This is a genomic window from Pseudarthrobacter linnaei (assembly GCF_055412825.1).
On the sequence record NZ_JBVAYX010000009.1, the window covers coordinates 23,695 to 49,895 of the forward strand.

The following is a 26,201-nucleotide window of genomic DNA, read 5'->3' on the forward strand; positions in this document are numbered from 1 at the left end:
CCGGGCGGCCGACGTCGTCAGACATTGGCCGCCCAGCGCAGGGGGCGGGGCCGCCGGAAAAATCCAACGACCCCACACCTGTAACGCTGAACCGACTTAGACGCGCGGCTTTTCGCGCATCTCGAAGGTCTCGATGGTGTCGCCTTCGTTGATGTCGTTGAACGAGCCAAGGCCGATACCACACTCGAAGTCCGTGCGGACCTCGGTGGCGTCGTCCTTGAAGCGCTTGAGCGTCTCAACCGTGAGGTTGTCACCGATGACCTTGCCGTCGCGGCTGACACGGGCCTTCGCGTTGCGTCGGATAACACCCGAGCGGACGATCGAGCCTGCAATGTTGCCGAACTTGGAGGAACGGAACACTTCGCGGACCTCGGCGGTGCCAAGCTGGACCTCTTCGTACTCCGGCTTGAGCATGCCCTTGAGGGCCGCCTCAATGTCATCAATTGCTGCGTAGATGACGGAGTAGAAGCGCATGTCCACGCCTTCGCGGTCTGCCAGTTCGGCAACACGCTCGGCGGGCTTGACGTTGAAGCCGATGATGACGGCGCTGTCGACCGTAGCCAGGTTGACGTCGTTCTGCGTGATCGCACCGACACCGCGGTGGATGACGCGGAGCTGGACACCCTCGCCGACATCGATCTTGAGCAGCGCGTCTTCGAGGGCTTCCACGGCACCGGACACGTCACCCTTGAGGATGAGGTTGAGGGTGTCGATCTTGCCATCGGCGACGGCCTGGTCGAAGTCTTCCAGGCTGATGCGCTTGCGGCGCTTGGCCAGTGCGGCGTTGCGGTCCGCAGCTTCACGCTTCTCGGCGATCTGGCGGGCGGTGCGCTCGTCGGCGGTCACGAAGAACGTGTCGCCGGCGCGCGGGACGTTGGACAGACCAAGAACCTGCACAGGGCGGGACGGGCCGGCCTCGGTCAGGGCACTGCCGTCGTCGTCGAACATCGCACGGACACGGCCGTGGGCCGTGCCTGCCACGATGGTGTCGCCGATGTGCAGGGTGCCGGACTGAACCAGGACGGTAGCGACCGCGCCGCGGCCCTTGTCCAGGTTGGCTTCAATCGCGATACCGCGGGCGTCCTTGTTCGGGTTGGCGCGCATGTCCAGGGCAGCGTCTGCGGTGAGCAGGACGGCCTCAAGCAGCTCGTCGATGTTCAGGTTCTGGCGGGCAGAGACCTCCACGAACATGGTGTCGCCACCGTACTCTTCCGGAACCAGTCCGTACTCGGTCAGCTGGCCGCGGACCTTTTCCGGGTTGGCGCCTTCCTTGTCGATCTTGTTCACGGCCACGACGATCGGCACGTTGGCCGCCTGCGCGTGGTTAAGGGCTTCAACGGTCTGCGGCATCACGCCGTCGTCCGCTGCGACCACGAGGATGGCGATGTCGGTGACCTTCGCACCACGGGCACGCATGGCGGTGAACGCCTCGTGGCCCGGAGTATCGATGAAGGTGATCTTGCGATCAATACCTTCGTGAGCGTGCGTGACCTGGTAAGCACCGATGTGCTGCGTGATGCCGCCGTGCTCGCCCGCCATAACGTCGGACTTGCGGATGGCATCGAGCAGGCGGGTCTTACCGTGGTCAACGTGACCCATGACGGTGACAACCGGAGGACGTGCCTCAAGTTCCTCGTCGCCTTCGGCTTCCAGCTCGGCGTCGAAGTCGATGTCGAAGCCGGAGAGCAGGTCGCGCTCCTCGTCCTCCGGGGAGACGACCTGGAGCTTGTAGCCAAGCTCCTCGCCGAGCAGGGCGAAGGTCTCTTCATCCAGCGACTGCGTGGCGGTAGCCATTTCGCCGAGGTGGAAGAGCACGGTCACCAGCGCGGCGGGGTTCGCCTCGATCTTGTCGGCAAAGTCCGTGATGGACGAGCCACGGCGAAGCCGGACAACGGTGTTGCCATCGCCGCGGGGCACACTGACGCCACCCAGCGACGGGGCACTCATCTGCTCGAGTTCCTGGCGCTTGGCACGCTTCGACTTGCGCTGCTTGCCACGGCCTGCGCCGCCCTTGCCGAAGGCACCCTGGGTGCCACCGCGACCGCGGCCACCCTTGCCGAAGCCACCGCCGGCCGGAGCTCCGCCACCGGCACCGGGAGCACCGGTACCTGGAGCGCCACCCGGACGGCCGGGGCCACGGGCTCCGCCGCCGGGACGGCCTGCACCAGCGGGTGCGGGACGTTCGGTGCGGTTCGGCATCATGCCGGGAGTCGGACGGTTTCCGCCGGCCCCTGCCGGGCGGCCTGCGCCGGCTGCGCCGGCCGGACGCGGTGCGCCCGGACGTGCACCCGGAGCGCCGCCGGTGCGGGGAGCACCCGGACGGGGTCCACCGGCGCCTGCTGCGGGACGGGGGCCGCCGGGGCGTTCGCCCTCGGTGCGGCTTCCGCCCGGACGCGGCATGCCCTGGGAAGGAGCGAACGGGTTGTTACCCGGACGCGAGGGACGTTCGGTGTCGCCGCCGCGGCCCCGGGGCATGCCCTGGGACGTAGCGAACGGGTTGTTGCCGGGACGGGGACCGCCCGGGCGGGCTGCCGAGCCACCCTGGCGTGCCGGAGCAGCCGGGGCTTCAGCTTTGGGGGCCGGACGTGCGCCGGGCTTGGCGCCCGTCGAGGGCGCAGCCGGAGCCTGGGCGGCGGGAGCCGCCGGAGCGGCCGGAGCCGCCGGTGCAGCTGCCGGGGCGGCGCTGGCTGCCGGAGCAGCTGCTGCCGGAGCCGGAGCCGGAGCTTCTGTCTTGGTTACTGCAGCCGCCGGCGCTGTGGGTGCAGCCGGGGCCGGCGCGGGCGCCGGACGGTTTGCCGAGGGGCTGGCGGGTGCCTTGGGGGCGGACGCAGGCGCTTCAGACTTCGAAGCTGCTGCTGCGTCGGGGAACGCGTTGCGGAGTTTCCTCACAACGGGGGCCTCAATGGTGGAAGAGGCAGAGCGAACGAATTCGCCCAGTTCCTGCAGTTTGGTTACTGCATCTTTGGAAGTAATACCGAGCTCTTTAGCAAGCTCATGTACGCGGACCTTGGCCACATTTCTCCTGTCTCGGTCCGCACCGAGCCAGGCACGAACCGTCTACTTCTTAATGCGGACCTCCGCCGCGAGTGCAGCTGAAAGGTCCATTGCAGAGCGCAACAAAGTTGTCATCGTTGCGCACTCATCGCTGGGAACTCATCGGGTTTCCATCAGTTTTCTGACCCGCTTTCAGGTTGGACGGTTGTTGCCGCGGCCACCGGGGTGTCCACGGCTTGCGTGCCCGCCAGAATCCGGCGTTCGACGTCGGCTGTTCCGACAGCGCCGTTGAGGGCGCGTCCGAACGCTCGACGTTTGACCGCCAGTGCCAGGCACTTCTCGCTGGGATGCAGCCATGCACCCCGGCCAGCCATCCGGCGTCGTTCATCCACCACGACGGCGGATGAACCGCTGCCGTTGGCGACGAGCCGGAGTAGCTCCGACCGCGACCCTTTTTTCCGGCATCCGATACAGGTACGCTGCGGCTGATTCTCGAGGTGTTGCACGTGTGCCACTTACGAGTATCTTCCTGCCAGTACATATCTGCCGGTCCCGGGCTTCCGGAAGCGGTCTGGCCAAGGGTTGTGATCAACACCTTCGCCGGACGCAAAACCCGGACACGTATGGGACACGCGGATACCGGCCGTCAGGCGCGGTCATGTCTATTCTAGCCCCTCAATCGACCGGGCCCCGAACTTGCACGGACACGGACACTGACGGGCGGGCCGGAACGAGGACCCTTGAGTTGTGGGTCCCTGACGGGGGCCACGGATTTGGAACCTATTTGTCGCGGCTGCCCGCGGCGTCCGAGACGATGTCGATCCGCCAGCCGGTGAGCTTGGCGGCGAGGCGGGCGTTCTGGCCTTCCTTGCCGATGGCGAGGGAGAGCTGGTAATCCGGGACCACGACGCGGGCCGAGCGGGTTGCCTCGTCCGTGATGGTGACCGAATTCACCCGTGACGGGGAGAGCGCGCTGGCGATGAACGTCGCCGGATCATCGCTGTAATCGACAATGTCGATCTTTTCGTCGTTCAGCTCGTTCATGACCGCACGGACACGGGAACCCATTTCCCCGATGCAGGCGCCCTTGGCGTTGATGCCGGGGTTGTTGGCCTTGACCGCCATCTTCGTGCGGTGCCCTGCTTCACGCGCTAGGGCGACGATCTCCACCGAGCGGTCCGCAATTTCCGGAACTTCCATTTCGAAGAGCTTCCGCACGAGGCCCGGGTGTGACCGGGACAGGGTAATGGACGGTCCCTTGGTGCCGCGGTGGACGTCGACCACGAAGGCGCGGAGCCGGTTGCCGTGGAGGTACTTCTCCCCCGGCACCTGCTCGGGCGGCGGCAGCAGCGCCTCCACCGAGCCCAGGTTGACCTGGATCATGTGCGGGTTGTTGCCCTGCTGGATGGTTCCGGCCACCAGCTCGCCCTCGCGGCCCTTGAACTCGCCGAGGACGTTGTCGTCCTCAACATCGCGCAGGCGCTGCAGGATGATCTGCCGTGCGGTGCTGGCGGCGATGCGGCCGAAGCCGGCGGGGGTGTCCTCGAATTCGCCGATGGGGGCGCCGTCGTCGTCGATCTCCGTGGCCCAGATGGTCACGTGCCCGCTCTTGCGGTCCAGTTCGGCCCGGGCCTTCTCGAAGGCTCCCGGCGTCTTGTGGTAGGCCACCAGCAGGGCCTGCTCGATCGTCGGAATCAGGAGATCCAGCGGGATTTCACGCTCACGCTCCAGGAGTCTCAGTGCGCTCATGTCTATGTCCATTAGGCCTCCTCAGAAGGTCCATTGTTTGCGTTCTCCAGCCCTGCCTCTTCGAGGTGGCTGAACTCTATTTCGACTTTTCCGCTACGAATCTTGTCGAAAGGAAGCTTGATGGGCTCGCCCTGCTTGGGCTTCATGCCCTTCTTCACGGCAATTTCCGGGACCAGGGTGACGCCGTCGTCGTCGACGGACTGAACCCGGCCAGTGACGTTCTCGCCCTGCAGGACATTGACCTTGACCATCCGGCCGCGGGCACGGTGCCAGTGCCGCTCCTCAGTGAGGGGACGGCCGACGCCGGGCGAGGAAACCTCAAGCTCGTAAGGGCGCGCGTCGGTGCTGGGATCGTTGTCCAGGATGTCGGAGAGGGTCTTGGAGATCTCCGCGATGACGTCGAGACCGACGCCGCCCGCTTCCTCCTGCGGCAGGTCCACCACAACGTGGACGACGCGGTTGGCTCCGGCGACGTGAATGGAAACGTCCTCCAGGTACAGCCGGTTTGCCAGGACCTCGGGTTCCAGGAGGGCATGCAGCCGCTCGGCCTCGAAGTTGTGAGCGGGTGCGGCTTCAGCCTTGCCCGTCCCGGTCCGGTCTGCTGAAGTCGTGGCTTCTGCGTTGGTCATGATGCCGGCCGCCTCCCGTTAGATGATGTTGTGTCTACTAGCCTAGCGATTTTCCGGGCGCCATGGTGCACTTCAGTTCCCGGCCGGCATGACAACATGGTCTGTTGTGAAACATGACAGCGGGGAAAAGCGGCGGCGGAAGCACATACCCCGCATCGCGCTCCTGGCCTGCCTCGCCCTCGTGGTCGTGAGCCTCGGGATCGCTTTGAGTCCCGGAAGTCCCAAGGAGCCCGCCGAACCGCCGTTTTCCGAGCAGGCAAGGTCCGCGGCGCTGGCGGATTCCATGCGGCTGCGGGCCGCCGGCGAGGAACTGGCAGGGTCCACGTCCGGCGACGCGGCGCCCGCCGTGGCGCAGACTGTGAGTTTGCTGACAAGCCAGGCACGGGCCCTCCTGCTGCCGGGCCGGGAGGAACCGGAGACTGCTGTCTCGGCGGGGCCGGACGCTCCGCCGGCTGCCCCGTCTGGTGCCCAGTCCGGTGCCCGGTCCGCCGCCCCGTCTGGTGCGGCGACTGGCGCTGAGTCTGCAGCTGCGCTGCCCCCGTCGGCGGACGCGCTGGCAGCCGCCCTGGCGGACAGCGCCGCCCAGAGGCTCGCCGACGCTGCCGTGGCCGACGGCGGGATGGCCCGCCTGCTCGCCGCCGTCGGCACCGCCCAGCTGCTCCAGGCATCCTCCCTCGCCGCGGCTGCCGGTGCGCCGGCCCCGGCGGTGCCCGACCCTGCCGTACCTCCGCTCTCCGGCACGTGCCCGAGCCCCGCGGCGTCGCCGTCGTCCTCCCCTGCCGGCGCTTCGGCGGCTTCGGCGGGAGCAGGCGCCGCTACCCCCACACTGCCCGGAGCGCTGGCGGCGACCGTCAGGACCGAACACGAGGCCGTGTACGGCTACCAGGTGGCCCTGACCCGGCTGGGTGGCGCGGCGGCCGGCCGGGCGTCAGAACAGCTCGCCCTGCATGAGGCCCTCGCCGCTGGCGCGGAAGCGCTGAGCCGGGTGCATTGCGCCCCCGTGCCACAGCGCGAAGCCGGGTACAGCATGGAGCAGGACTTCCTGACCGACCCCTCCGCCGGTCTTGGAGGATTGGAGGCCTCGGCGCTTCCGGTCTACGGGGATCTGGTGGCCTTGAGCGAGGGCCAGACCCGTCAATGGGCGATCGCCGGCCTGGTCGGTGCCGCACGCCGCTCCGCCGCCTGGGGTGCGGAGACGGGCGCCCTCCCCGGCCTGGCAGTGGACCCGGCGGGCTTCCCCGAGTTGCCGTTACCCAGCCCGTAGCCTCCGGCATGCTTTTGAGCTGGGCGGCGGGGTGGCTCCGTTTATGCCGCGTGTCGGATTGCGGCCGGACTGGGGTTGCTGCGTGACTGGTATTGCTGCGTAACTGGTACTGCTGCGGGGAGGAAGTGCCTACTTAGGCTCGTCATACTGGCCAGCTGTGGGCGTCGGTGCTTTGCTGTACTCATGGACAGTCAAGCCGCCCCCATCCAGCATGAGAACGAGCCCCACCACACTGACATGGCGCACCGCCTCAACTGGCTGCGCGCGGGTGTGCTGGGCGCTAACGACGGCATCGTCTCCGTCGCAGCGATTGTGGTCGGCGTCGCCGGCGTCACCACGGATTCCGGCCCCATCCTTGTCGCCGGCACCGCTGGCGTGGTCGGTGGAGCAATCTCGATGGCCCTGGGCGAATACGTCTCGGTGAGCAGCCAGAAGGACAGCCAGCGGGCCCTGATCGAGAAGGAACGCCGGGAGCTGGAAGAACAGCCCGAAGAGGAGCTCGAGGAACTCGCCGCGATCTACCAGGGCAAGGGCCTCAGCGCGGACACCGCCCGGACCGTGGCCAAGGAACTCACCGCCCACGATGCCCTCGGCGCCCATCTGTCCGCGGAACTGCACATCGACGAGACGGACATTGTCAGTCCGTGGCACGCCGCGTTCGCCTCGGCCGCGGCGTTCCTGGTCGGCGCGATCCTCCCGATGCTTGCCATCCTGCTTCCGCCGGAGAACATCCGTGTTCCGCTGACTTTCGTGGCCGTGCTGGTCGCCCTGGCACTGACCGGGGCGGTCGGCGCATGGATCGGCGGCGGCTCGAAGATGAAGGCCGCCGTGCGGGTGGTGATCGGCGGCGCCGCGGCGCTCGTCGCGACCTTCCTGATCGGCAGCTGGCTCGGAGCCAGCGGCATCACCGTCTAACGGGCCTGCTTCGCCGGCAGGATGGTGCCCCGCTGACCATATGGCGCCGCCTGCGGGACCCGCGACCTGGCCTTCCACGCGCCCGCCCGCTGACCGGTCGCCCGCCGGACCCGGCGGTTCCAGGTCGGCCCCAGCAACTACGCTGGATCCGATGAGTCAGCCAGCAGACATCCCTATCCCGCCCGACCTCAGCCGCCGCTACGGCGCCAGCTCACCCGGCCGCGGCTGGCTTGCCTCTCTGCCCCGCCTGGTCCGGCACTGCCTGGACCAGTGGCAGCTCGAGCTGGACCTCGCCCCCGGCGCGCTGCCGTGGAACGGCCACGGTGCCATCGTGATCCCGGTGCGCCTTCGCGCCAACGCCAGCACCGGGACAGGCACCGGAACGACCGGCAGCACCGGGGGCGGCGCCCAAATTACGGAGACCGGCACCAGCAGCGAGTTCGGCGATGGGACCCTCGGTGCTGCGCGCCCGGCCGCCGTCCTGAAGATCGCCTATCCGCACGACGAGGCGCTCGTGGAACCGCAGGCCCTCGCCCTCTGGGACGGGCACGGGGCGGTCCGGCTGCTGGCCAGCGACGCCGGGGCCGGTGCGCTGCTGCTGGAGCGACTGGGCGCTGGCCGCTCCCTCCAGGACGCGCCCCTGGACGAGGCCGTCCCCGTGTGGGGCGCACTGGTCCGCCGGCTGAGCCTGGTCCCGGACGGACGGCCCCAATGGCGGGATTTCGGCCACGTGGCGGCCCGGGCCGAGCAGTGGAGTGATGAGCTGCCGGAGAGCTGGGAACGGCTGGGACGGCCCTTCCCGCGCTGGCTGCTGGAAGCCGCGCTCGAGGTCTGCCAGACCCGCGGGGCCGTCGGGCGCCGCTCCGGGCAGGATGTGCTGGTCCATACCGACCTGCACTATCTGAACATCCTGGCCCGGCTCCCCGGGGAGGAACCGGAGAGCGGCGGCGGTGAACCAGCCGATCGCTGGGCCGCCATCGATCCGCAGCCCATGATCGGCGAGGCGGAATTCGCGGTGGCACCGTTGTTGTGGAACCGGATCCGTGAGCTGTCGCGGGCGGATCCGGAACGGGGCCTGCGGGAGCGCTGCCGCGACTTCAGCATGGCCGCCGGGCTCGACGCCGAGGTGGCCCGGCAGTGGAGCCTGGCCCGCGAGGTCGACAACGCACTCTGGTACGCATCGAAGCCACGGCACGACGGCGACCTCGCCCGATCGCTCTGGGTGGCCAGCACGCTCGCCGACCGCACGCTCCCGGAGCTCCCCGCGCCCCACGCGCTGCCGGTGCCGGGCAAATGAACGGCCCAGCAGGCAGTGGATCGGAGCCAGGTCCGGCCGTGAGTGAAGGTGCACCCGGAGTCCGGCGTCCCGGTGCCCAAGAGTCCCGGCGCCCCAGAGTCCGGCACTCGGGTGTCCCGGTGTCCCGGGACCTTCGGCTCTAGCCCCTCCCCTGGCCCCGGACGAGGGTGGAATGCATGCACGAACCCTGCGAGGGGCGCTCGGACTCCGTGTCCGAAGGGCATGCGGAGCGGACCAACGACGATCCGTTTCTCCGGTATGCAGCCCGCTTCGACCGGCCGATCGGGGACGTCAGGAACATGCTCCGCCCCCCGGGCGCTGTACCCGCCGCGATTGCCCGTGCGCTCGGTTTGCCCGCGGCGGCGGTCCAGGGACCGGCGTCGTTCTTCAGCGATTTCTCCGCGCAGCGCGGGGCCCGGCATGTCCGCGTTTGCACCGCCGCCGCGTGCTTCGCGGCGACCGCCGGAGCTCACGTTGCCGAGGTCGAGGCGGCTCTTGGGGTAGAGACGGGGAGACGGACCGCGGACGGCTCCGTTTCGATCCAGGCGGTGCGCTGCCTCGGCTACTGCTTCGCCGGTCCCGCGGCCCTCGACGGCGACCAGGCCTGCGCCGGTGCCGATCTGGCATCGCAATTGCGTGGGGAATCCCGACCTGAGGCGCCACCCATCCCCGTTCACAACGACAGTCCGGTCCCTGTGGTGACTGCCGGACTGGTGGGTACGGCGCAGCCGTGGTCGGTGTGGCCTGGCGTTCTCGCCTCAGGCGCACCCCACGAGATCCTCGGCCAGGTGGAGTCAGCGCGTTTGCGGGGACGTGGCGGGGCCGGGTTTAGCGCTGCTGCCAAATGGCGTGCCGCCCTTGAGCACCCCGGGCCGAGGGTGGTGGTGGCCAACGGTGATGAGGGTGACCCCGGGTCCTATGCGGACCGCCTGCTGATGGAACAGGACCCGCACCGGGTGCTGGAGGGACTCGCCCTGGCCTGTTTCGCTGTCGGTGCGGCCACTGGAATCGTGTTCGTCCGCTCGGAGTACCCCCGCGCCGCCGCCCGGCTGCGGGAGGCCCTGCTCGAGGCGCGCGCCGCCGGATTTCTCGGCCCCGAGACAGGGGGCAAAGGTTTCAGCCTGGAGATCCAGGTGGTGGAAGGTGCCGGCTCTTATGTCTCCGGCGAGGAAACGGCACTACTGAACGGGCTTGAAGGCCTGCGCGGCGTCGTGCGGCCCCGTCCGCCATTTCCGACCGGGAGGGGCCTGCACGGCCGGCCCACGGTAGTCAATAACGTAGAAACGCTCAGTGCACTCCCGTGGATCGTCCAGCACGGGGGTGCCGCGTACGCCGCGCTGGGGACCCCGGAGGAAACCGGCACCGTGCTCGTCTGCCTGTCCGAACGCTTCCGCCGGCCCGGAGCCTACGAGGTGCAGATCGGCACACCGCTGAGACGGATCGTGGAGGAACTCGGTGGCGGACTTCGAGGCGGTGCCACGTTGCGGTCCCTCCAGATCGGTGGACCGCTGGGCGGGTTCGTCGGGCCCGATGACCTCGACGTCCCCCTGAGCAACGCCGCCCTCTCCAGACGCAACGCAGCCCTTGGTCACGCAGGGATCGTCGCCTTCGATGACCGGCTGTCCGGCCGGCAGGTGCTGGGGAACCTGTGGGACTTTGCGGCGGCGGAAAGTTGCGGCCAATGTTCGCCCTGCCGGGTGGGGACGTGGCGCGGCAGCGCCCTGTCGGAACGGCCTGATGATCCCGAGATCCGCCGCGAACGCGGTGAGGTGCTGCGCACGATGGCGGCGGGCAGCCTGTGCGCCTTCGGCCGCCGGGTGCCGGCCGCGGTGCGAAGCCTCGCCCGCGTCTACAGCCTGGACGGATGGCAATCGTGAGGGTCTTTGTCGACGGCCGCCAGGTCGAGGTCGCCGCGGGCGCCACGCTCCTCGACGCGGTGCGGGCCGCCGGCCTGGCCCTCCCCACGCTCTGCCACGATGACCGGCTCACGACTGTGGCTTCGTGCCGGACCTGCCTGGTCGACGTCGCCGGCCGGGATCCGGCCGCCGCCTGCAGCACCCCGGCGGTGGACGGAGTGCACATCGCCGTCGCGGATTCACGAGGGCTGCGGCGGGAGGCACTGCAGGCCATCGTCGCAGGGCTGCCGCCCCGGGCGCTGGATGTCCCGGTTGACCGCAGCGAACTGGCCCGGCAGTGCGCCGACTATGGGGTGGTCGCCCCGGCGGGCTCTCCCAGACCACCGGAGCGCGGAGTTGACCACTCCCACCCGTACGTGAAGCTGGACCGCGATCTCTGCATTGCCTGCGGGCGCTGCGTCCGCGCTTGCGCCGAAATCCAGGGCACGTTCGCCCTGACCCTGGTGGGCCGAGGATCCGCCACTGTGGTGGCGCCGGGAACCGGCGGCCCCTGGGCGGAGTCCGATTGCGTCTCGTGCGGGGCGTGCGTCGACACGTGCCCCACCGGGGCGCTTTCCGAGCCCGGGCTGCTGCTCAATCTGCTGCCGATCGAACGGCAGACCCTCACCACGTGCGGGTATTGCGGCGTCGGCTGCAGCCTGGAGGTCTCAACCCGCGACAACGCGATCATGACCGTCCGCCCGGCCACTGACCTCTCGGTGAACCGCGGCCACGCGTGTGTCAAAGGCCGGTTCGCCCATGGGTTCCTTGGTTCTTCGGACCGTCCTACCGGACCGCTGATCCGCAAGGACGGGACACTGACGCCCGCGTCATGGGAGGAGGCCACCTCCTACGTGGCCGCCAAGCTGGGCGAAGTCCGGGCCGAAGAGCCGGATGGATTCGCCCTCATTTCGTCGGCCCGGGCCACGAACGAGGAGAACTATCTGGCCCAGAAGTTCGCCCGGGCCGTCATGGGCACGAACAACGTCGACAACTGTGCCCGGCTCTGCCACGCCCCCTCCGCTGCGGGGCTGGCCGCCACGTTCGGCCTGGGCGGCGGGACGAACCCGTTCGATGATCTTGATCGGTGCGACGCCATCCTCCTGGTCGGCGCCAACCCGACGGCGGCCCACCCGGTCGTCGGCTCCCGGATCTTCCAGCGGGTCATGGAGGGCGCGCGTCTGGTGGTGGTGGATCCCCGGCGCACCTCACTGGCCCGGCACGCCGACGTCCACCTTCGGCCGCAGCCGGGAACCAACGTCGCCGTGTTCAACGGACTCGCGCACCTCCTGGTCCGCGAGGGGCTGGTGGACGATGACTTCCTCAACACCCACACCAGCGGCTACGAGGAACTGCTCGGGTTACTCGGCGACTATCCACCGGACCGCGTGGCTGAAATCTCCGGCGTCCCCGCGGAGGACCTGGTGCGCGCGGCTTTGATGTACGGGCAGGCGCTGGCTCCGGCGATCTTCTATGGACTCGGGGTGACCGAACACCTGCACGGCACGGACGGTGTCCGGACCCTCTCCAACCTGGCCCTCCTGCGCGGCGCCGTGGGACCCGGATCCGGCGGAGGGGTGAACCCGCTGCGCGGACAAAACAACGTCCAGGGAGCATCGGACATGGGGGCCCTCCCCGATCTGCTGCCCGGATACCAGAAGGTCTCTGATCCCAAAGCGCGGTCCCGCTTCGCCGTTGCATGGCGGACCAGCATCCCGCCGCGGCCGGGACTTCGGATCCCGCAGATGTTCGCGGCCGCCCGGGGCGGGTCGTTGAAGGCCCTCTGGGTGATCGGCGAGGACGTGCTCACCACCGACCCCAACAGCACCGCGGTGCGGGCCGCCCTGGCGGCCTGCCCGCTGGTGATCTGCAACGATCTGTTCCTCTCCCCCACTGCGGCCGCCGCCGACGTCGTCTTCCCGGTCGCTGCCTGGCTCGAGAAGGACGGCACTTTCGTCAACTTCGACCGGCGCTTCCAGCGGGTCCGCGAGGCAGTGGCTCCCCCGGGCGGAGCCCGCACCGACTTCGCGGTCCTGGTCGACGTCGCGGCCCGCATGGGAGCGGATCTCGGCTGCGCGACACCGGCCGAGGCCATGGCGGAATGCGCCATTGTCGCGCCGCTGTTCGGTGGAATCTCGCACCCTCGCCTGGATAAAGACGGTCCGCTGCACTGGCCGTGCGTATCTGCCGCATCCCCCGGAACGCCGCGGCTTTACCAGGACCGCTTTGCCACCCCCGACGGCCTGGCGCATCTGGCAGCGCGGCCCTACCTGCCTCCGGGCGAGCAATGCGACGCGGAATTCCCTTTCCTGCTGATCACCGGCCGCCGGGGAGAGCATTACAACTCCGGCAGCATGACCCGACGCACCGACAACCTGCACCTGCTCACCGAAGAGACGGTCGACGTCGAACCCGGCGACGCGTCCGCGCTGGGCCTCAGCGAGGGGGATTACGTCCAGCTGGACAGCCGGCACGGAACGGCGGTCCTGCGGGTCAGGATCACGGACGAGGTGGAACCCGGGCAGGTGTTTGCCGGATTCCACTTCCCCGGGGCCACGGTCAACAGCCTTACCTCTTCCCTGGCGGATGAAGCCACTGGCTGCCCGGAATACAAGGTGACGGCCGTCCGCGTTGCCGTCCGCCCCTGAGTCGGCCGGAAACAGCGGCGGCCAGGAAACAGGGGCCGGACATCGCGGCGCGGTCAGCCGCGGACCGCCGCCACGGCGTCCCGGACGGTGGCGACGGCGACTGCCACGTCGGCGTCGTCCGTGCTCCAGTTGCTGACGGAGATCCTGAGGATGTCGCGGTCCTGCCAGCGCGAGCCGGACATCCAGACCCGGCCGTCGTCGATGATCCGCGCCGTCACCGCACGGGTCGTTGCGTCGTCGCCGAAGGCCAGCGAGACCTGGGTGTAGTCGACGTCGTTGAGCACCTCAACGCCGTCCAGCGCGGAGAGCTGCTCCGCCAGTTGCCGGGCGTGCAGTACCAGCCCGCGGATCTGGGCGGCGACGCCCTCCCGGCCCAGCGATTTCAGCGCGGCCCACACCGGCACCCCGCGGGCCCGGCGGGACAGTTCCGGCACCGACTCGAAGGGGTCAGCCGCGCCGTCGGCGTCCTGGATCAGGTAGCTGGTGTGCAGGCCCATGGCCGACCGCAGCGCCCGGGCATCACGGACCACCGCAATGCCGCAGTCGTAGGGGACGTTGAGGGTTTTGTGCGCGTCGGTGCCCCAGGAGTCGGCGCCCTGCAGCCCGGCGGTCAGCGCGGCGAGCTCCGGGACGGCGGCGGCCCAGAGCCCGAACGCGCCGTCCACATGGACCCAGGCGCCGTGTGCCTTGGCGACGGCTATTGCCTCCACGAACGGATCAAAGGCTCCGGAGTGCAGGTTCCCGGCCTGCAGGCAGACCAGCAGCGGGGGCGGGCCCGATCCAGCGGCTGACGCCCGGTCGACGGCCCCGGCCAGGGCCCGGTCCAGCTCCCGCGGGTTGATGCGGCCCTGCCGGTCCGCCGGGACCACCGTGGGCCGCCCCAGCCCCAGATACCTGAGGCCGAGGTCGATGGTGTCGTGCCGTTCCTGGCCCACGAAGCTGTGGATCCGCGGGCCGCCGAAGAGGCCGTCGCCGTCGAGGTCCCAGCCGGCGTCGGCCATCAGGCGCCAGCGGGCGGCGGCCAGCCCGGTGAAGTTGGACATCGTGGCGCCGGTGGCGAAACCGACGTCGGACTCTTCGGGCAGACCCAGCAGCTCCAGCAGCCAGGTGCCGGCGGCCTCTTCGATGGCCGCCGTCGCGGGGGTGGCGAAACGCAGTCCGGCGTTCTGGTCCCAGGCGCTGACCAGCCAGTCCGCGGCCAGAGCTGCCGGCAGCGTGCCGCCGATGACCCAGCCGAAGAACCGTCCGGAGGGCATGGCCATCAGCCCGGGTTCGGCCTTTGTGGCGAGATAGTCCACCACTTCCGCCGCCGGCGTTCCTTCCCGTGGCAAGGGACCACCGAAGTCGGCCGCGAGGTCCGTCGCGGTCGCCCGCGGGCCCACATGCCGTGTTGCCTGGCTCTCCAGCCACTGGCGGGCGTGCCGGGCCGCAGCCTCCAGGGCATCGCTGTAGCGTTCAACAGGAACTGACATAGCTGCATGCTACGCCCGCGGCAAGAAGGCGGGCAGTCCCTAAAAGGAGGGCAGCGTTCCCGGAGGGCAGCGTTCCCGGAGGGCAGCGTTCCCGGAGGGGCAGCGTTCCCGGAAGGCCGGCGGGGGTGGGCTTCCGGCGGCCGGGGGTGTCAGGCGAAGTTCTCCTGCCAGATGTCCGAGCCGAGCTTGATGATCAGAGCACCCACCACGGCCAGGAACACGACGCGGATGAACTTGTTCCCTTGCTTGACGGCGGTCCGGGCCCCGAGGTAGCCGCCGGCCATGTTCGCCAGGCCCAGAACCAGCCCGAGACCCCACAGGACGGCACCATGCGGCACAAAGAACAGCAGGGCCCCGGCGTTGGTGGCCATGTTCACGATCTTGGCCTTGGCGCTTGCTTCGAGAAAGGCGTAGCCCATCGCCGAGACGAGCGCGATGATCAGGAAGGACCCGGTGCCGGGGCCGATCAGTCCGTCATAGAACCCGATCACGCCGCCGATCAGGCACGCCAGCATGTAGTGCCGGTGGCCGTTGTGCCGCAGCCGGGTCAGCTCCCCGACGTTCGGGCGGAAGGCCGTGAACAGCGCGACGGCGACAAGGGCCACCACGATGATGGGCTTGAACACGCTCGCCGGGAGGTTCGCGGCGAGCACCGCCCCGCCAAAACTGCCGGCCATGGCAATCACCGCCATGGGCAGCGCGGTCCGCAGATCCGGCCGGACCCGGCCGTAGTAGGTGACGGCGCTGGTCGTGGTGCCGAAGATCGACCCCATCTTGTTCGTCGCCAGCGCCTGCACCGGGCTGATGCCCGGCACCAGCAGCATCGCCGGGAGCTGGATCAGTCCCCCGCCGCCGACGACGGCATCGACCCAGCCCGCGGCGAAGCCGGCGACCACGATCAGGATGAGGGTGCTGAGCTCGATCGACTCGAGTCCGGAAACCACGCCTGGACGGTCTGCGGGTTAGCTGTTGCGGACGGCGTCGACACAAAAGTCGACGGCCTTGTCAACGGCAATGTTTTCGGCGTTGCCGCTGCGGCGGTCTTTGATCTCGACGACACCGTCCACGAGCCCGCGGCCGACAGCGAGGATGGTCGGCACGCCGACGAGTTCGGCGTCACCGAACTTCACGCCCGGGGACACCTTGGGACGGTCATCGTAGATCACGTCGAGGCCGGCGGCTTCCAGGTCGAAGGCCAGCTTCTCCGCGGCAGCGAAGATCTCCTCGCCGCGGCCGACGGCCACCACGTGGACATCGGCCGGGGCGACGGCGCGCGGCCAGATCAGGCCCTTGTCGTCGTGGTTGGATTCGGCCAGGGCCGCGACGGCGCGGGTGACCCCGACGCCGTAGGAACCCATGGTGACCACGACCTGCTTGCCGTTCTGGTCCAGTACCTTAAGTTCCAGGGCTTCGGCGTATTTGCGGCCGAGCTGGAAGATGTGGCCCATTTCGATGCCGCGGGCGGTTTCCAGCGGACCGGACCCGTCGGGGGCTTCGTCGCCGGCACGCACCTCCGTGCACTCGATGACGCCGTCCCAGCCGAAGTCGCGTCCGGCGACCAGGCCGAAGACGTGCTTGCCGGCCTCGTTGGCGCCGGTGACCCAGGCGGAGCCGCTGACCACGCGCGGGTCCACAAGGTAGAGGAGCTTGGCGGCGCCCCCGGTGCCCAGCAGGGGCGCGTCCAGGGACAGTCCGGGGCCGAGGTAGCCCTTAACGATGAGGGGCTGCTTCTTGAGGTCCTCCTCGTTGGCGGCCTCGAGCGTGATTTCGCCGGCGATCGGCAGGAAGGACCCGATGTTCGCTTCCACGCGCTTGAGGTCCACGCCGCGGTCGCCCGGAAGGCCGATGACGACGATCTGGCGTTCGCCGGTCGGCAGGGTGACGGCGAGAACGACGTTCTTGAGCGTGTCAGCGGCCGTCCAGGCGCCGCCGTCGGCCTCGACGCGGGGCACCAGGACGTTGGCGGCGTCCACCAGGGTCTCGATGGTGGGGGTGTCCGGGGTGTCCCGGACCTCGGCGGCCGGGGCGTTGGAAAAGTCGATGTCCGCCGGGACCACGGTGGTGACCGCCTCGACGTTGGCTGCGTAGCCGCCGGCGGAGCGCACGAAGGTGTCCTCGCCGATCTCGGTGGGGTGCAGGAATTCCTCGCTCTTGGACCCGCCCATGGCGCCGGCGGTCGCGGCAACCGGGATGACTTCGAGGCCGAGGCGCTCGAAGATCTTCAGGTAGGCGCCGCGGTGCGCGGCGTAGCTGGCGTCCAGGCCGGCGTCGTCGACGTCGAAGGAGTAGGAATCCTTCATGATGAACTCGCGCCCGCGCAGCAGGCCTGCCCGGGGACGTGCCTCGTCGCGGTACTTGTTCTGGATCTGGTAGATGCTCAGCGGCAGGTCCTTGTACGAGGAGTACAGGTCCTTGACCAGCAGGGTGAACATTTCCTCGTGGGTGGGCGCCAGCAGGTAGTCGTTGCCCTTGCGGTCCTTGAGCCGGAAGATGCCCTCGCCGTACTCGGTCCAGCGGTTGGTGACCTCGTAGGGTTCCTTGGGCAGCAGGGCCGGGAAGTGCACTTCCTGGGCGCCGATCGCTGCCATCTCCTCACGGATCACCGTCTCCACCTTGCGCAGAACGCTCAGCCCCAACGGAAGCCAGGTGTAGATGCCCGGGGCGGCCCGGCGGATGTAGCCTGCGCGGACCAAAAGCCGGTGGCTGGCCACCTCGGCGTCGGCGGGATCTTCACGCAGGGTGCGCAGGAACAGCTTGGAGAGTCGAAGGACCACTGGGTATCTATCCGTTTCTGGGAAGGTGCAGGGCAAAGCAGCAAAACTGTGAATCAGCGGAACCGGAGAAACCGGCACACGCGTCTAGGTACTAATCTACCTTCAGCCCGGACACGGAAGAGCCACGCCATGACTGACGGAAGCCCCTGGCCGTTCCCGGCTGGTCATCCTGTCATGGCGTGGCTCTGCGGCCCCAGCACCGCCAAAAATTGGCTGTGAGTTCCGTTGTGTTGCCCTCCAGGGCGTCTGCATTCCCGGCTGCTGCTCCCGGGGATACACGTGCCCATGCGACACGGCTAGATCGAACCTATGTGACCCAGCGCACGAAAACAAGAGTCCGCATTCAGATATTTTTCTGGATGCCGGTGTTGCTGCTGGTTCAGGAGCTTTGCCGTGAAATGAGGGGTTGCGCCGCTGAAGGGGTCTAAAAGAGCACGGTGGCAAAGGTGCCGACCTGGCGGAAGCCGACCCGCTCGTAGGTGGCGCGGGCCCGGGTGTTGAAGTTGTTCACGTAGAGGCTCGTGACCGGTGCGAGGGTTTGGGCCAGGACGACGGCGGCGGCCATGTACCCGGCGCTGAGCCCCTGGCCGCGGAACTCCGGGTTCATCCAGACCCCCTGGACCTGCGTCACCTCCGGGGTAACCGCACCGAGCTCGGCCTTGAAGACCACCTCGCGCGCGGGGTTCAGATGGACCATCGAATGGCCCTCGCGGATGAGGCCCTTGACCCGGCGGCTGTAGTACTCCCGGCCGCCAAGGTACGGCGAATATCCCACTTCCTCTTCGAACATCGCCGCGCACGCGGGAAGGATCTTGTCGAAGTCAGCCAGCTGACCAAAGCCCAGCTGCGGATTGTGGGCCACGGCGGGGGGCCCGGAGATGGTCATCAGCGGCTGGTCGCCGCGGATCTCATGGGCCGTCAGGCCGAGCTGTTCCAGCCCGGAGTACAGGGCCATGACCGTCTCGGCCGGGCCGAAGATTGAGGCATACCGGCGTCCGGAGCGGTGCGCGGCTGCGGCCACCGCGCCGGCAAGCCCGGGGTCCAGCTGGACCGGAACCAGGTTCGCGCCGGCCCAGCAGGCGCCGAGAAGGGTGCCGCCGTCGAACACGCCGAGGATGGTGGCGCCGCCGGTGGTGGGGGCGGCCGAACCGGCCGCGGCCAGATGGGACAGGATGAAGACGTTTGCGACGTCGTCCTGCCGCGCCAGATCCACCAGCTGGGATGTGTCCGAGCCCCCCAGGGTCCGGACTGCGACGCCGGGAGCGGCGCCGTCCTTACGAGACGCTAACCACGGGGCTACCCTTGACAGCATCTTCGCCATCGGCCTCCCCCATCTCTTCAGCGATACGCATGGCCTCTTCGATCAGTGTCTCAACAATCTGGTCCTCGGGCACAGTCTTGATGACCTCGCCCCGCACAAAGATCTGTCCCTTGCCGTTGCCCGAGGCAACGCCGAGGTCGGCTTCGCGCGCTTCGCCCGGTCCGTTGACGACGCAGCCCATCACGGCAACACGCAGCGGGATCTCCATGCCTTCCAGCCCTGCCGTGACCTGCTCGGCCAGCGTGTAGACGTCCACCTGGGCGCGGCCGCAGGACGGGCAGGAGACGATCTCGAGTTTGCGCGGTCGCAGGTTGAGCGACTGCAGGATCTGGTTGCCGACCTTGATCTCCTCCACCGGCGGGGCGGAGAGGGAGACGCGGATGGTGTCACCGATGCCGCGGGACAGCAGGGCGCCGAAGGCCGTGGCCGACTTGATGGTGCCCTGGAAGGCGGGGCCGGCCTCGGTGACGCCGAGGTGCAGCGGCCAGTCGCCCTGTTCAGCGAGCATTTCGTAGGCGGCGACCATGATTACCGGGTCATTGTGCTTGACCGAGATCTTGAAGTCGTAGAAGCCGTGCTCTTCGAACAGCGACGCTTCCCAGACCGCGGACTCCACGAGGGCTTCCGGGGTGGCCTTGCCATACTTCTTCAGGATTCCGGGTTCCAGCGATCCGGCGTTGATACCGATCCGGATGGAGGTGCCGTGGTCCTTCGCCGCGCGGGCGATTTCCTTCACCTGGTCATCGAACTTGCGGATGTTGCCGGGGTTCACCCGGACCGCCGCACAGCCTGCCTCGATCGCGGCGAAGACGTACTTCGGCTGGAAGTGAATGTCCGCGATCACGGGGATCTGGGACTTTCGGGCGATGATCGGCAGGGCCTCGGCGTCGTCCGCGGACGGGCAGGCGACCCGCACAATGTCGCAGCCGGAGGCCGTGAGTTCGGCGATCTGCTGCAGGGTGGCGTTGATGTCCGTGGTGGGCGTCGTGGTCATCGACTGCACGCTGATCGGCGAATCGGAGCCGACGCCGACCGAACCAACCTTGATCTGGCGGGTCTTGCGGCGCGGGGCGAGGACGGGTGGCGGTGCTGACGGCATTCCCAGGCTGACCGAGGTCACATGGACTCCTTGTATTGAAGTAGGTCTGGCGGGGACGGCTAGGCTGCGTGGCCGGCCAGGAGGCCGGTCAGGGGAGCCCAGACCGTCGTGCGGATACCGGAGATGGCACCGGCAGCGGCGAAGGGATCCTGCTTGAGGACCTCGTTCAGGGCCAGCTCGTCGGCAGCCTTGAAGATTAGCAGGGCGCCGGCGCCGTCACCGTAAGGGCCGCTGGCGAGCAGCGTTCCGTCCTGGGCAAGTCCCGCGGTCCATTCGCGGTGCGCCGGGCGGGCGGCGTCGCGGGCTTCGGAGGATTCGGCATCGTATACGTACTCAACAGCAAAAACAGTCATACGGATACACTATCGCCCCGCCGGCCAGGTACCCATCCGGGCGGCATCAGCCGGGCGGCATCAGCCGAGGAAGAATACTTTGGCCAGGGCGGCGACGCCGGCCGCCCACAACAGGGAGGTGAGAGTGCCGATGATGAACCGCTCCGCGGCGACCGGTGTCTCTTTCAGCTCCGCGAAGCGGCCAAGGCCCTTGATTGCGACGACGTAGGCGATGGCGACCGGTTGGCCGGCGAGGATCGCGAGGCAGACCGCCAGGCGCTCCAGCACCCCGATGATCGCGCCGCCGCGCAGGATCCTGACACTGCTGACCGAAAGGGCCGCGGAGCCCTCCGCCGGGACGGCCACGCCGGCCGCGGCGGATGCGGTTCCGGTGATGGCACCGGGATCAACGGTGACATCCGCCGCGGGGTCGTTTGCCGGGTCGGCGGCTCCGGCGCCTGCGTCCTGCCGGTCATCGATGGTCCGGGCGAGCCGGAAGACCAGGGCCGTCACGGGCCATCCGACGAAGCCGGCCGTGAGCAGGGTCAGGGTGATCCAGAGCGCGTTCACCGGTCTCCTTCCGTGCTGTCCCGGGGGCGGGTATCCGGGTGCTGGGGCCCGCCCGCGTCCGGGGTTCGGTCTGCGGGCTGCCCGCGGGCGTCGTCGTTGGCGGCGATGACTCCGTGGGCGAAGGCCAGCAGCATTTCCGCCGCAGGCCTCGCGGCCCATTCTTCCTGCCAGCCGGAGCGCAGCAGCGCACGGCTCACCGACTGTTCCGTGATTCCCAGTTTCTGGGCAGCAATTTTCTGGGTGCCATGCGTGCCGGCGTGGCCATGCTGCACCGAGCGCAGTACATCCACGACCTTCCACTGGGCGGCCGTCCGGTCCTGGACCAGCCGTCCAATCAGCCGCAGCACCGCCTCGGCGTTGGCGCAGGCGCGCACGCCGGCGGATCCCGCGGGCGAGGGAGCAGCCTCTCCTCTGCGCAGGCCTCCGGAGACGACGGCGATGGGTACGTGCGCGGCGCCGGACTTGGCTTTCTCGACCGCCACGCGCGCCGCCACGAAGGCGGGGCCGGATCCTTCCCGCGGGCTGGCAGGCAGCGGCTGGTCCACCGCCCCCGCTCCGATTCCCACGTACCAGCGTCCGCTGCGCAGGGCGTGCAGCGCGATGGCGACGACTTCGTCCGGGCGTTCCACAACCCCCTGGACTTCGTCACCGACCGACCGCTCGAAGCGCCCGGCAGAGGAGAGCCCCGCCAGCTCCGCCAGGAGTTCCGGGACACGGTCGACATCGGCGCTGCTGCCGCGCTGGTCGATGGTCATCACGTACATAGCCCCACCTTAAGGGGCTGATCTTTCAGAATCAATCATTTTCAACTGAGTATCTCAAATAAGCCGAAATAAGCTGATAACGAAGAACCCAGCGCCCGGGCTCCGGCGANGGCTCCGGCGAAATCGCCGGAAAGCTGCCCGGTCGCCGTACGCTGCCGGCGACCGGGCAGCTTTCCGGCGATCTCGAGTTTCCCCGGCGTCAGCCGAAGAGGTTGACCGGCTTGACGATGTCCGCGTAGATCAGCAGGGCGCCCATGCCCATCAGCAGCACCGCCACCACGTAGGTGACCGGGAGCATCTTGGCGATATCGAACGCGCCGGGGTCCGGTTGGCCGAAGAGCTTGGCGATCCTGCGGCGGGCCCCTTCGTAGAGCGCGCCGGCCACGTGGCCGCCGTCGAGCGGCAGCAGCGGAATGAGGTTGAAGACGGCCAGGGCGAAGTTGAGTCCGGCCAGCAGCCCCACCAGGGTGGCCACCCGGGACTGCATCGGCACCTGCTCCATCGCGGCGACCTCCCCGGCCACCCGCCCCACGCCGACCACGCTGATGGGTCCGTTGGGGTCGCGCGGCGCCTCGCTGAACGCGGCCTCCGCCACGCCGGCCACCCGGGCCGGCAGGTTCAGGACGACGCCGGCGATCTGCCTGATGTTCTCGCCCGCCATCGGCAGGACGGTCGACGCCGGCTGCGGCACCAGCGCGGTCTGCGCCCCGATGCCCAGGAAGCCGACGTCCTGGTACTGGAGGGTGCCGTCGGCGCTCTTGGCCTGGCGGCCGTCGTCGCCCACCACGGGACGTGCGGAGAGGACCGGGGTGACGGTGGTGGTGACCGGGACGCCGTCGCGCTCCACCGTGATGCTGACCTGCCGGTCCGCGGACGCACGGATCCAGCCGGTGAGTTCATCCCAGCTGGTCACGGCTTTGCCGTCGAAGGAGGTGATGACGTCGTTGGGTAACAGGCCTGCGGCGGCGGCGGGCGTGAGCCGGCAGTCGGCGGAGTCCGGGTCCACGGTTTCGCCGGCCTTGACCTGGCATTTGGAGACGTCGGCGATGGTGGTGGTCTGGGTGGCGATGCCGAAGCCCATCAGCAGTACGGCCGTCAGCCCGAGCCCGATCAGCATGTTCATGGCCGGGCCGCCGAGCATCACCACGATCTTCTGCCAGACCGGCAGCTTGTAGAACACCCGGTTCGCGTCGGCGGGACCGACTTCCTCGTGCGCCTGCGAGCGGGCATCCGAGGCCAGGGACTGGAACATCCCGGTGCTGGAGGTGCGCACGGTGCCGTCGTCCTTGTTCGGCGGGTACATGCCGATCATGGACACGAACCCGCCCAGCGGGATGGCCTTGAACCCGTATTCGGTCTCGCCCTTCTTGCGGGACCAGAGGGTGGGCCCGAAGCCGATCATGTACTTGGTGACCCGGACCTTGAACAGCTTGGCCGGCAGCAGGTGGCCCACCTCGTGGAGGGCAATGGACACGGCGATGCCGATCGCCACAAAGACGACACCGAGGATAAAGAGGAGGACGGGACTCATGCTTCGATCTGCTGCTTCCTAGACGCTTCTGACGGCTAAACGTTCGTGGGTGCGGGCGCGTGCCCATCTTTCAGCATCCAGCACGGACTCCACCGTCAGCCCGGAGGAGCCTGTGTGTTCGCTGAGTACTGCTTCGATGGTATCGACGATGTCGGTGAACCGGATCCGGCTGGCGTGGAAGGCCATGACGGCCTCCTCGTTGGCGGCGTTGAAGACAGCCGGGTAGGTACTCCCCTGCCGGGCGGCGTCCTTCGCCAGTCCGACGGCGGGGAACGCCGCGGTGTCCAGCGGCTCGAAGGTCCAGCTGGTGGCCTGGGTCCAGTCGCACGGCCGGGCCGGACCGGGGACGCGGTCCGGCCATCCGAGCCCGAGGGCGATGGGCAGGCGCATGTCCGGCGGCGAGGCCTGGGCGATCGTGGAGCCGTCGATGAACTGGACCATCGAGTGGACCACGGACTGCGGGTGGACCACGACGTCGATCCGCTCCAGCGGGATGTCGAAGAGCAGGTGCGCCTCGATCACTTCCAGGCCCTTGTTGACCAGGCTGGCGGAGTTGGTGGTGACCATCAGGCCCATGTCCCAGGTGGGGTGGGCGAGGGCGGCCTGCGGGGTCACATGGTGCAGCTCGTCCCGGGTCTTGCCGCGGAAGGGGCCGCCGGAGGCGGTGAGGATCAGCCGGTCCACCTCGGCCGCGGTGCCCGAGCGCAGGCACTGGGCGATGGCGGAGTGTTCGGAGTCGACCGGGACGATCTGGCCTTCGCGGGCCGCGGCTTTGACCAGGGCGCCTCCCACAATCAGCGATTCCTTGTTGGCCAGGGCCAGGGTCGCCCCGGATTTGAGCGCGGCCAGGGTGGGCGCCAGGCCAATGGAGCCGGTGATGCCGTTGAGCACCACGTCCGCCTTGATCTCCGCGATCCGGGTGGACGCGTCCGGGCCGGTGATGATCTCCGGACGGTAACCGGTCACCCCGGCCGCGCCGGCGGCGTCGTCGATCAGCACCTGGAGGGCTCCCGGGTCGCCGGATGCCACACCGATGGCCCGGGCCCGGGTGTGGACGGCCTGCTGGGCGAGGAGTTCGAGGTTGCCGCCGCCCGCGCTGAGCGCCACGACCTCGAAAAGGTGCGGGGCGCCGTCGACGACGTCAATCGCCTGCGTGCCGATGGAACCGGTGGACCCGAGGAGGACGATCTTGCGCGGCTGCATGGTTCCATTATCCCGCACCGCGCGCCGTGCCCGGGTTCCCCGCAGGCCGCCCGGCCCGGCCATTCAGGGCCCGTTGCGCCCGGACACGCCGCCGGATGGCCGGAAGGCCCTCGCTGGCGCCTTAAAGCCGCCCCGGACGGACGCCGGACCGGTTACGGATGCCGCCGCGCATTGACGCCGCGACGCGCGGGCGTAACGTGGGGAACGTGGAGTGGACGGCCTGGTTTGACGCGCCGGAGTACGAGTTCGCCCGGCAGGTGATGCAGCGCGGCATCGCCGCCCTCTACTTCGTGGCCTTCCTGTCCTCGCTCAACCAGTTTCCGGCCCTCCTCGGCGAGCGCGGGCTGTTGCCGGTGCCGGAGTTCCTGGCACGCTCCAGCCGCCTGCGCCGGCCCACCCTGTTCAGCTGGCGCTACTCGGACCGGCTGCTGCGGGCCGTCTGCTGGGGCGGCCTGACGATTGCCGCCACGCTCGTGCTGGGCCTGCCGCAACTCGGCCCGCCGTGGGTCCCCATGCTGGCGTTCCTGGCCTTGTGGCTTCTGTACATGTCGATCGTCAACGTGGGGCAGACGTTCTACGGCTTCGGCTGGGAAATGCTGTTGCTCGAGGCCGGGTTCATTGTGGCGTTCCTGGGCTCCAACCAGACTCCCCCGCCGCGGACCATCCTGATCCTGCTGGCCTGGCTGGTGTTCCGCCTTGAGTTCGGCGCGGGCATGATCAAGATCCGCGGCGGCCGGGAGTGGCGGGACCTGACAGCCCTGTACTACCACCACGAGACCCAGCCGATGCCGGGGCCGCTCAGCCGGCTGGCGCACCTGCTGCCCAAGGCGTGGCACCGGATGGAGGTCCTGGGCAACCACTTCGCCCAGCTGGTGGTGCCGTTCTTCCTTTTCGCCCCGCAGCCGCTGGCCAGCGTGGCTGCGGGGATCATCATCTTCACCCAGCTCTGGCTGGTGGCGAGCGGGAACTTCGCGTGGCTCAACTGGATGGCGATCCTGCTCGCCTTCGCCGCCGTCAGCGACCCGGTGGCGCATGCCTTGGTCCCGGCGATCCCGCTCGACTGGCACCCTTCGGCGGGCACCGCTGCGGAAGCCGCCGCTGGAGGCGCCACCGGCGCGGCCGGCAGCCAGGCGCCGGTCGCGTGGCTTGTGGTGGTCCTGGTCGCCACCGTGCTGCTCGTGGTGCTCAGCTACCGCCCGATCGAGAACCTGTTCTCCCACTACCAGCTGATGAACGCGGCCTTCAACCGCTGGCAGCTGGGGAACACCTATGGCGCCTTCGGCACGGTCACGAAGCAGCGGATCGAAATCGCCGTGGAAGGCACGCTCGCCGCTGAGCCGGACGACACTGCGGACTGGCGGGAATACGGCTTCCGCGGAAAGCCCGGCGACGTCCGCCGGATCCCGCGCCAGTGGGCGCCCTACCACCTCCGCCTCGACTGGCTGATGTGGTTTCTGCCGCTGCGCACTGTGCACGAGAAGTGGTTCTACGCCTTCCTGGCCAAGCTCCTGGAGGCCGACCGTCCCACCCTGCGCCTGTTGCGGCATGATCCGTTCGACGGCGCACGGCCCCGCTGGGTGCGGGCGCGCAGCTACCTGTACCGTTTCGCCACCCGGAAGGAATTCCGCGCCACCGGCCAACGCTGGGTCCGGATCCCGCTGCACGATTCGATTCCGCCGCTGTCCCGGCCGCCGGATGCCTGAGAGCCGTCGGACGCGGATGGCCGGAATGGTTGTCACCATTC

20 protein-coding genes are annotated in these 26,201 nt (G+C 69.0%); 6 read left to right on the plus strand and 14 right to left on the minus strand.

What is annotated here, in order from left to right:
* Nucleotides 1-96: 96 nt before the first annotated feature.
* The 4 genes from infB to rimP all read right to left on the minus strand — a co-directional run bounded on the left by infB (nucleotide 97) and on the right by rimP (nucleotide 5,372).
* The gene (gene infB, locus ACZYZ3_RS10355) at nucleotides 97-3,015 is read right to left on the minus strand and encodes a translation initiation factor IF-2 (RefSeq protein ID WP_463963741.1); all 2,919 of its coding nucleotides are present in this window, start codon (nucleotides 3,013-3,015) and stop codon (nucleotides 97-99) included.
* 152 nt (nucleotides 3,016-3,167) lie between these two features.
* Nucleotides 3,168-3,500, minus strand: a complete 333-nt coding sequence (locus ACZYZ3_RS10360; protein WP_463963742.1) for a YlxR family protein — start codon at nucleotides 3,498-3,500, stop codon at nucleotides 3,168-3,170.
* A gap of 274 nt (nucleotides 3,501-3,774) precedes the next feature.
* Nucleotides 3,775-4,755 (minus strand): transcription termination factor NusA, encoded by a 981-nt coding sequence (gene nusA, locus ACZYZ3_RS10365; RefSeq protein ID WP_463963743.1) that lies wholly within the window; start codon nucleotides 4,753-4,755, stop codon nucleotides 3,775-3,777.
* Complete coding sequence (rimP, locus tag ACZYZ3_RS10370; RefSeq protein WP_463963744.1) at nucleotides 4,755-5,372, minus strand: ribosome maturation factor RimP; 618 nt, start codon at nucleotides 5,370-5,372, stop codon at nucleotides 4,755-4,757. The genes nusA and rimP overlap by 1 nt, the downstream gene beginning before the upstream one ends.
* Before the next feature lie 106 nt (nucleotides 5,373-5,478).
* On the opposite strand from rimP, the gene ACZYZ3_RS10375 reads away from it, so the two are divergent.
* The 5 genes from ACZYZ3_RS10375 to fdhF all read left to right on the plus strand — a co-directional run bounded on the left by ACZYZ3_RS10375 (nucleotide 5,479) and on the right by fdhF (nucleotide 13,391).
* Nucleotides 5,479-6,636, plus strand: a complete 1,158-nt coding sequence (locus ACZYZ3_RS10375) for a ferritin-like domain-containing protein (RefSeq protein ID WP_463963745.1) — start codon at nucleotides 5,479-5,481, stop codon at nucleotides 6,634-6,636.
* A 183-nt stretch (nucleotides 6,637-6,819) separates the two neighbouring features.
* Nucleotides 6,820-7,551: a VIT1/CCC1 transporter family protein gene (locus ACZYZ3_RS10380; RefSeq protein ID WP_463963746.1), complete on the plus strand. Its 732-nt coding sequence runs from the start codon at nucleotides 6,820-6,822 to the stop codon at nucleotides 7,549-7,551.
* Between the two features lie 151 nt (nucleotides 7,552-7,702).
* Nucleotides 7,703-8,848, plus strand: a complete 1,146-nt coding sequence (locus ACZYZ3_RS10385; protein ID WP_463963747.1) for an aminoglycoside phosphotransferase family protein — start codon at nucleotides 7,703-7,705, stop codon at nucleotides 8,846-8,848.
* Nucleotides 8,849-9,024: 176 nt separating this feature from the next.
* The gene (locus tag ACZYZ3_RS10390; RefSeq protein WP_463963748.1) at nucleotides 9,025-10,725 is read left to right on the plus strand and encodes an NAD(P)H-dependent oxidoreductase subunit E; all 1,701 of its coding nucleotides are present in this window, start codon (nucleotides 9,025-9,027) and stop codon (nucleotides 10,723-10,725) included.
* Nucleotides 10,713-13,391, plus strand: a complete 2,679-nt coding sequence (gene fdhF / locus ACZYZ3_RS10395; protein ID WP_463963749.1) for a formate dehydrogenase subunit alpha — start codon at nucleotides 10,713-10,715, stop codon at nucleotides 13,389-13,391. Before ACZYZ3_RS10390 ends, fdhF begins: the two co-directional genes overlap by 13 nt.
* Nucleotides 13,392-13,444: 53 nt before the next feature.
* Here the strand turns inward: fdhF and ACZYZ3_RS10400 are convergent, their stop codons facing one another.
* The 10 genes from ACZYZ3_RS10400 to dxr all read right to left on the minus strand — a co-directional run bounded on the left by ACZYZ3_RS10400 (nucleotide 13,445) and on the right by dxr (nucleotide 24,457).
* Complete coding sequence (locus tag ACZYZ3_RS10400; RefSeq protein WP_463963750.1) at nucleotides 13,445-14,863, minus strand: pyridoxal phosphate-dependent decarboxylase family protein; 1,419 nt, start codon at nucleotides 14,861-14,863, stop codon at nucleotides 13,445-13,447.
* Between the two features lie 149 nt (nucleotides 14,864-15,012).
* Nucleotides 15,013-15,807 carry a sulfite exporter TauE/SafE family protein gene (locus tag ACZYZ3_RS10405; RefSeq protein ID WP_463963751.1) on the minus strand — a complete coding sequence of 265 codons (795 nt, stop codon included), beginning with the start codon at nucleotides 15,805-15,807 and terminating at the stop codon, nucleotides 15,013-15,015.
* 18 nt (nucleotides 15,808-15,825) lie between these two features.
* The gene (locus tag ACZYZ3_RS10410) at nucleotides 15,826-17,637 is read right to left on the minus strand and encodes a proline--tRNA ligase (RefSeq protein ID WP_463963752.1); all 1,812 of its coding nucleotides are present in this window, start codon (nucleotides 17,635-17,637) and stop codon (nucleotides 15,826-15,828) included.
* Between the two features lie 424 nt (nucleotides 17,638-18,061).
* Entirely contained in the window at nucleotides 18,062-18,949 is an 888-nt protein-coding gene (locus ACZYZ3_RS10415; protein ID WP_463963844.1) for a GNAT family N-acetyltransferase, read from the minus strand.
* Nucleotides 18,912-20,078, minus strand: a complete 1,167-nt coding sequence (gene ispG, locus ACZYZ3_RS10420) for a flavodoxin-dependent (E)-4-hydroxy-3-methylbut-2-enyl-diphosphate synthase (protein WP_426976729.1) — start codon at nucleotides 20,076-20,078, stop codon at nucleotides 18,912-18,914. The genes ACZYZ3_RS10415 and ispG overlap by 38 nt, the downstream gene beginning before the upstream one ends.
* A gap of 38 nt (nucleotides 20,079-20,116) precedes the next feature.
* Entirely contained in the window at nucleotides 20,117-20,410 is a 294-nt protein-coding gene (locus tag ACZYZ3_RS10425; RefSeq protein WP_463963753.1) for a YciI family protein, read from the minus strand.
* 60 nt (nucleotides 20,411-20,470) lie between these two features.
* Nucleotides 20,471-20,959, minus strand: a complete 489-nt coding sequence (locus ACZYZ3_RS10430; protein WP_463963754.1) for a hypothetical protein — start codon at nucleotides 20,957-20,959, stop codon at nucleotides 20,471-20,473.
* A complete protein-coding gene (locus ACZYZ3_RS10435; protein ID WP_463963755.1) occupies nucleotides 20,956-21,723 on the minus strand; it encodes a MarR family transcriptional regulator in 768 nt (255 codons plus the stop codon). The genes ACZYZ3_RS10430 and ACZYZ3_RS10435 overlap by 4 nt, the downstream gene beginning before the upstream one ends.
* 199 nt (nucleotides 21,724-21,922) lie before the next feature.
* Nucleotides 21,923-23,254 (minus strand): M50 family metallopeptidase, encoded by a 1,332-nt coding sequence (locus ACZYZ3_RS10440; RefSeq protein WP_463963756.1) that lies wholly within the window; start codon nucleotides 23,252-23,254, stop codon nucleotides 21,923-21,925.
* An 18-nt stretch (nucleotides 23,255-23,272) separates the two neighbouring features.
* On the minus strand, nucleotides 23,273-24,457 hold the full coding sequence (gene dxr / locus ACZYZ3_RS10445; protein ID WP_463963757.1) for a 1-deoxy-D-xylulose-5-phosphate reductoisomerase: 1,185 nt from the start codon (nucleotides 24,455-24,457) through the stop codon (nucleotides 23,273-23,275).
* Between the two features lie 206 nt (nucleotides 24,458-24,663).
* On the opposite strand from dxr, the gene ACZYZ3_RS10450 reads away from it, so the two are divergent.
* Nucleotides 24,664-26,160: a lipase maturation factor family protein gene (locus ACZYZ3_RS10450; RefSeq protein WP_463963758.1), complete on the plus strand. Its 1,497-nt coding sequence runs from the start codon at nucleotides 24,664-24,666 to the stop codon at nucleotides 26,158-26,160.
* The last annotated feature ends 41 nt before the right edge of the window (nucleotides 26,161-26,201 follow it).

Excerpts from the sequence above, each read along its gene's own strand:
- nusA (WP_463963743.1), bottom strand. The coding sequence starts at position 4,755 with ATGGACATAGACATGAGCGCACTGAGACTCCTGGAGCGTGAGCGTGAA.
- rimP (WP_463963744.1), bottom strand. The coding sequence starts at position 5,372 with ATGACCAACGCAGAAGCCACGACTTCAGCAGACCGGACCGGGACGGGC.
- ACZYZ3_RS10380 (WP_463963746.1), top strand. The coding sequence starts at position 6,820 with ATGGACAGTCAAGCCGCCCCCATCCAGCATGAGAACGAGCCCCACCAC.
- ACZYZ3_RS10385 (WP_463963747.1), top strand. The coding sequence starts at position 7,703 with ATGAGTCAGCCAGCAGACATCCCTATCCCGCCCGACCTCAGCCGCCGC.
- ACZYZ3_RS10390 (WP_463963748.1), top strand. The coding sequence starts at position 9,025 with ATGCACGAACCCTGCGAGGGGCGCTCGGACTCCGTGTCCGAAGGGCAT.
- fdhF (WP_463963749.1), top strand. The coding sequence starts at position 10,713 with ATGGCAATCGTGAGGGTCTTTGTCGACGGCCGCCAGGTCGAGGTCGCC.
- ACZYZ3_RS10400 (WP_463963750.1), bottom strand. The coding sequence starts at position 14,863 with ATGTCAGTTCCTGTTGAACGCTACAGCGATGCCCTGGAGGCTGCGGCC.
- ACZYZ3_RS10415 (WP_463963844.1), bottom strand. The coding sequence starts at position 18,949 with ATGCTGTCAAGGGTAGCCCCGTGGTTAGCGTCTCGTAAGGACGGCGCC.
- ACZYZ3_RS10425 (WP_463963753.1), bottom strand. The coding sequence starts at position 20,410 with ATGACTGTTTTTGCTGTTGAGTACGTATACGATGCCGAATCCTCCGAA.
- ACZYZ3_RS10435 (WP_463963755.1), bottom strand. The coding sequence starts at position 21,723 with ATGTACGTGATGACCATCGACCAGCGCGGCAGCAGCGCCGATGTCGAC.
- ACZYZ3_RS10440 (WP_463963756.1), bottom strand. The coding sequence starts at position 23,254 with ATGAGTCCCGTCCTCCTCTTTATCCTCGGTGTCGTCTTTGTGGCGATC.
- dxr (WP_463963757.1), bottom strand. The coding sequence starts at position 24,457 with ATGCAGCCGCGCAAGATCGTCCTCCTCGGGTCCACCGGTTCCATCGGC.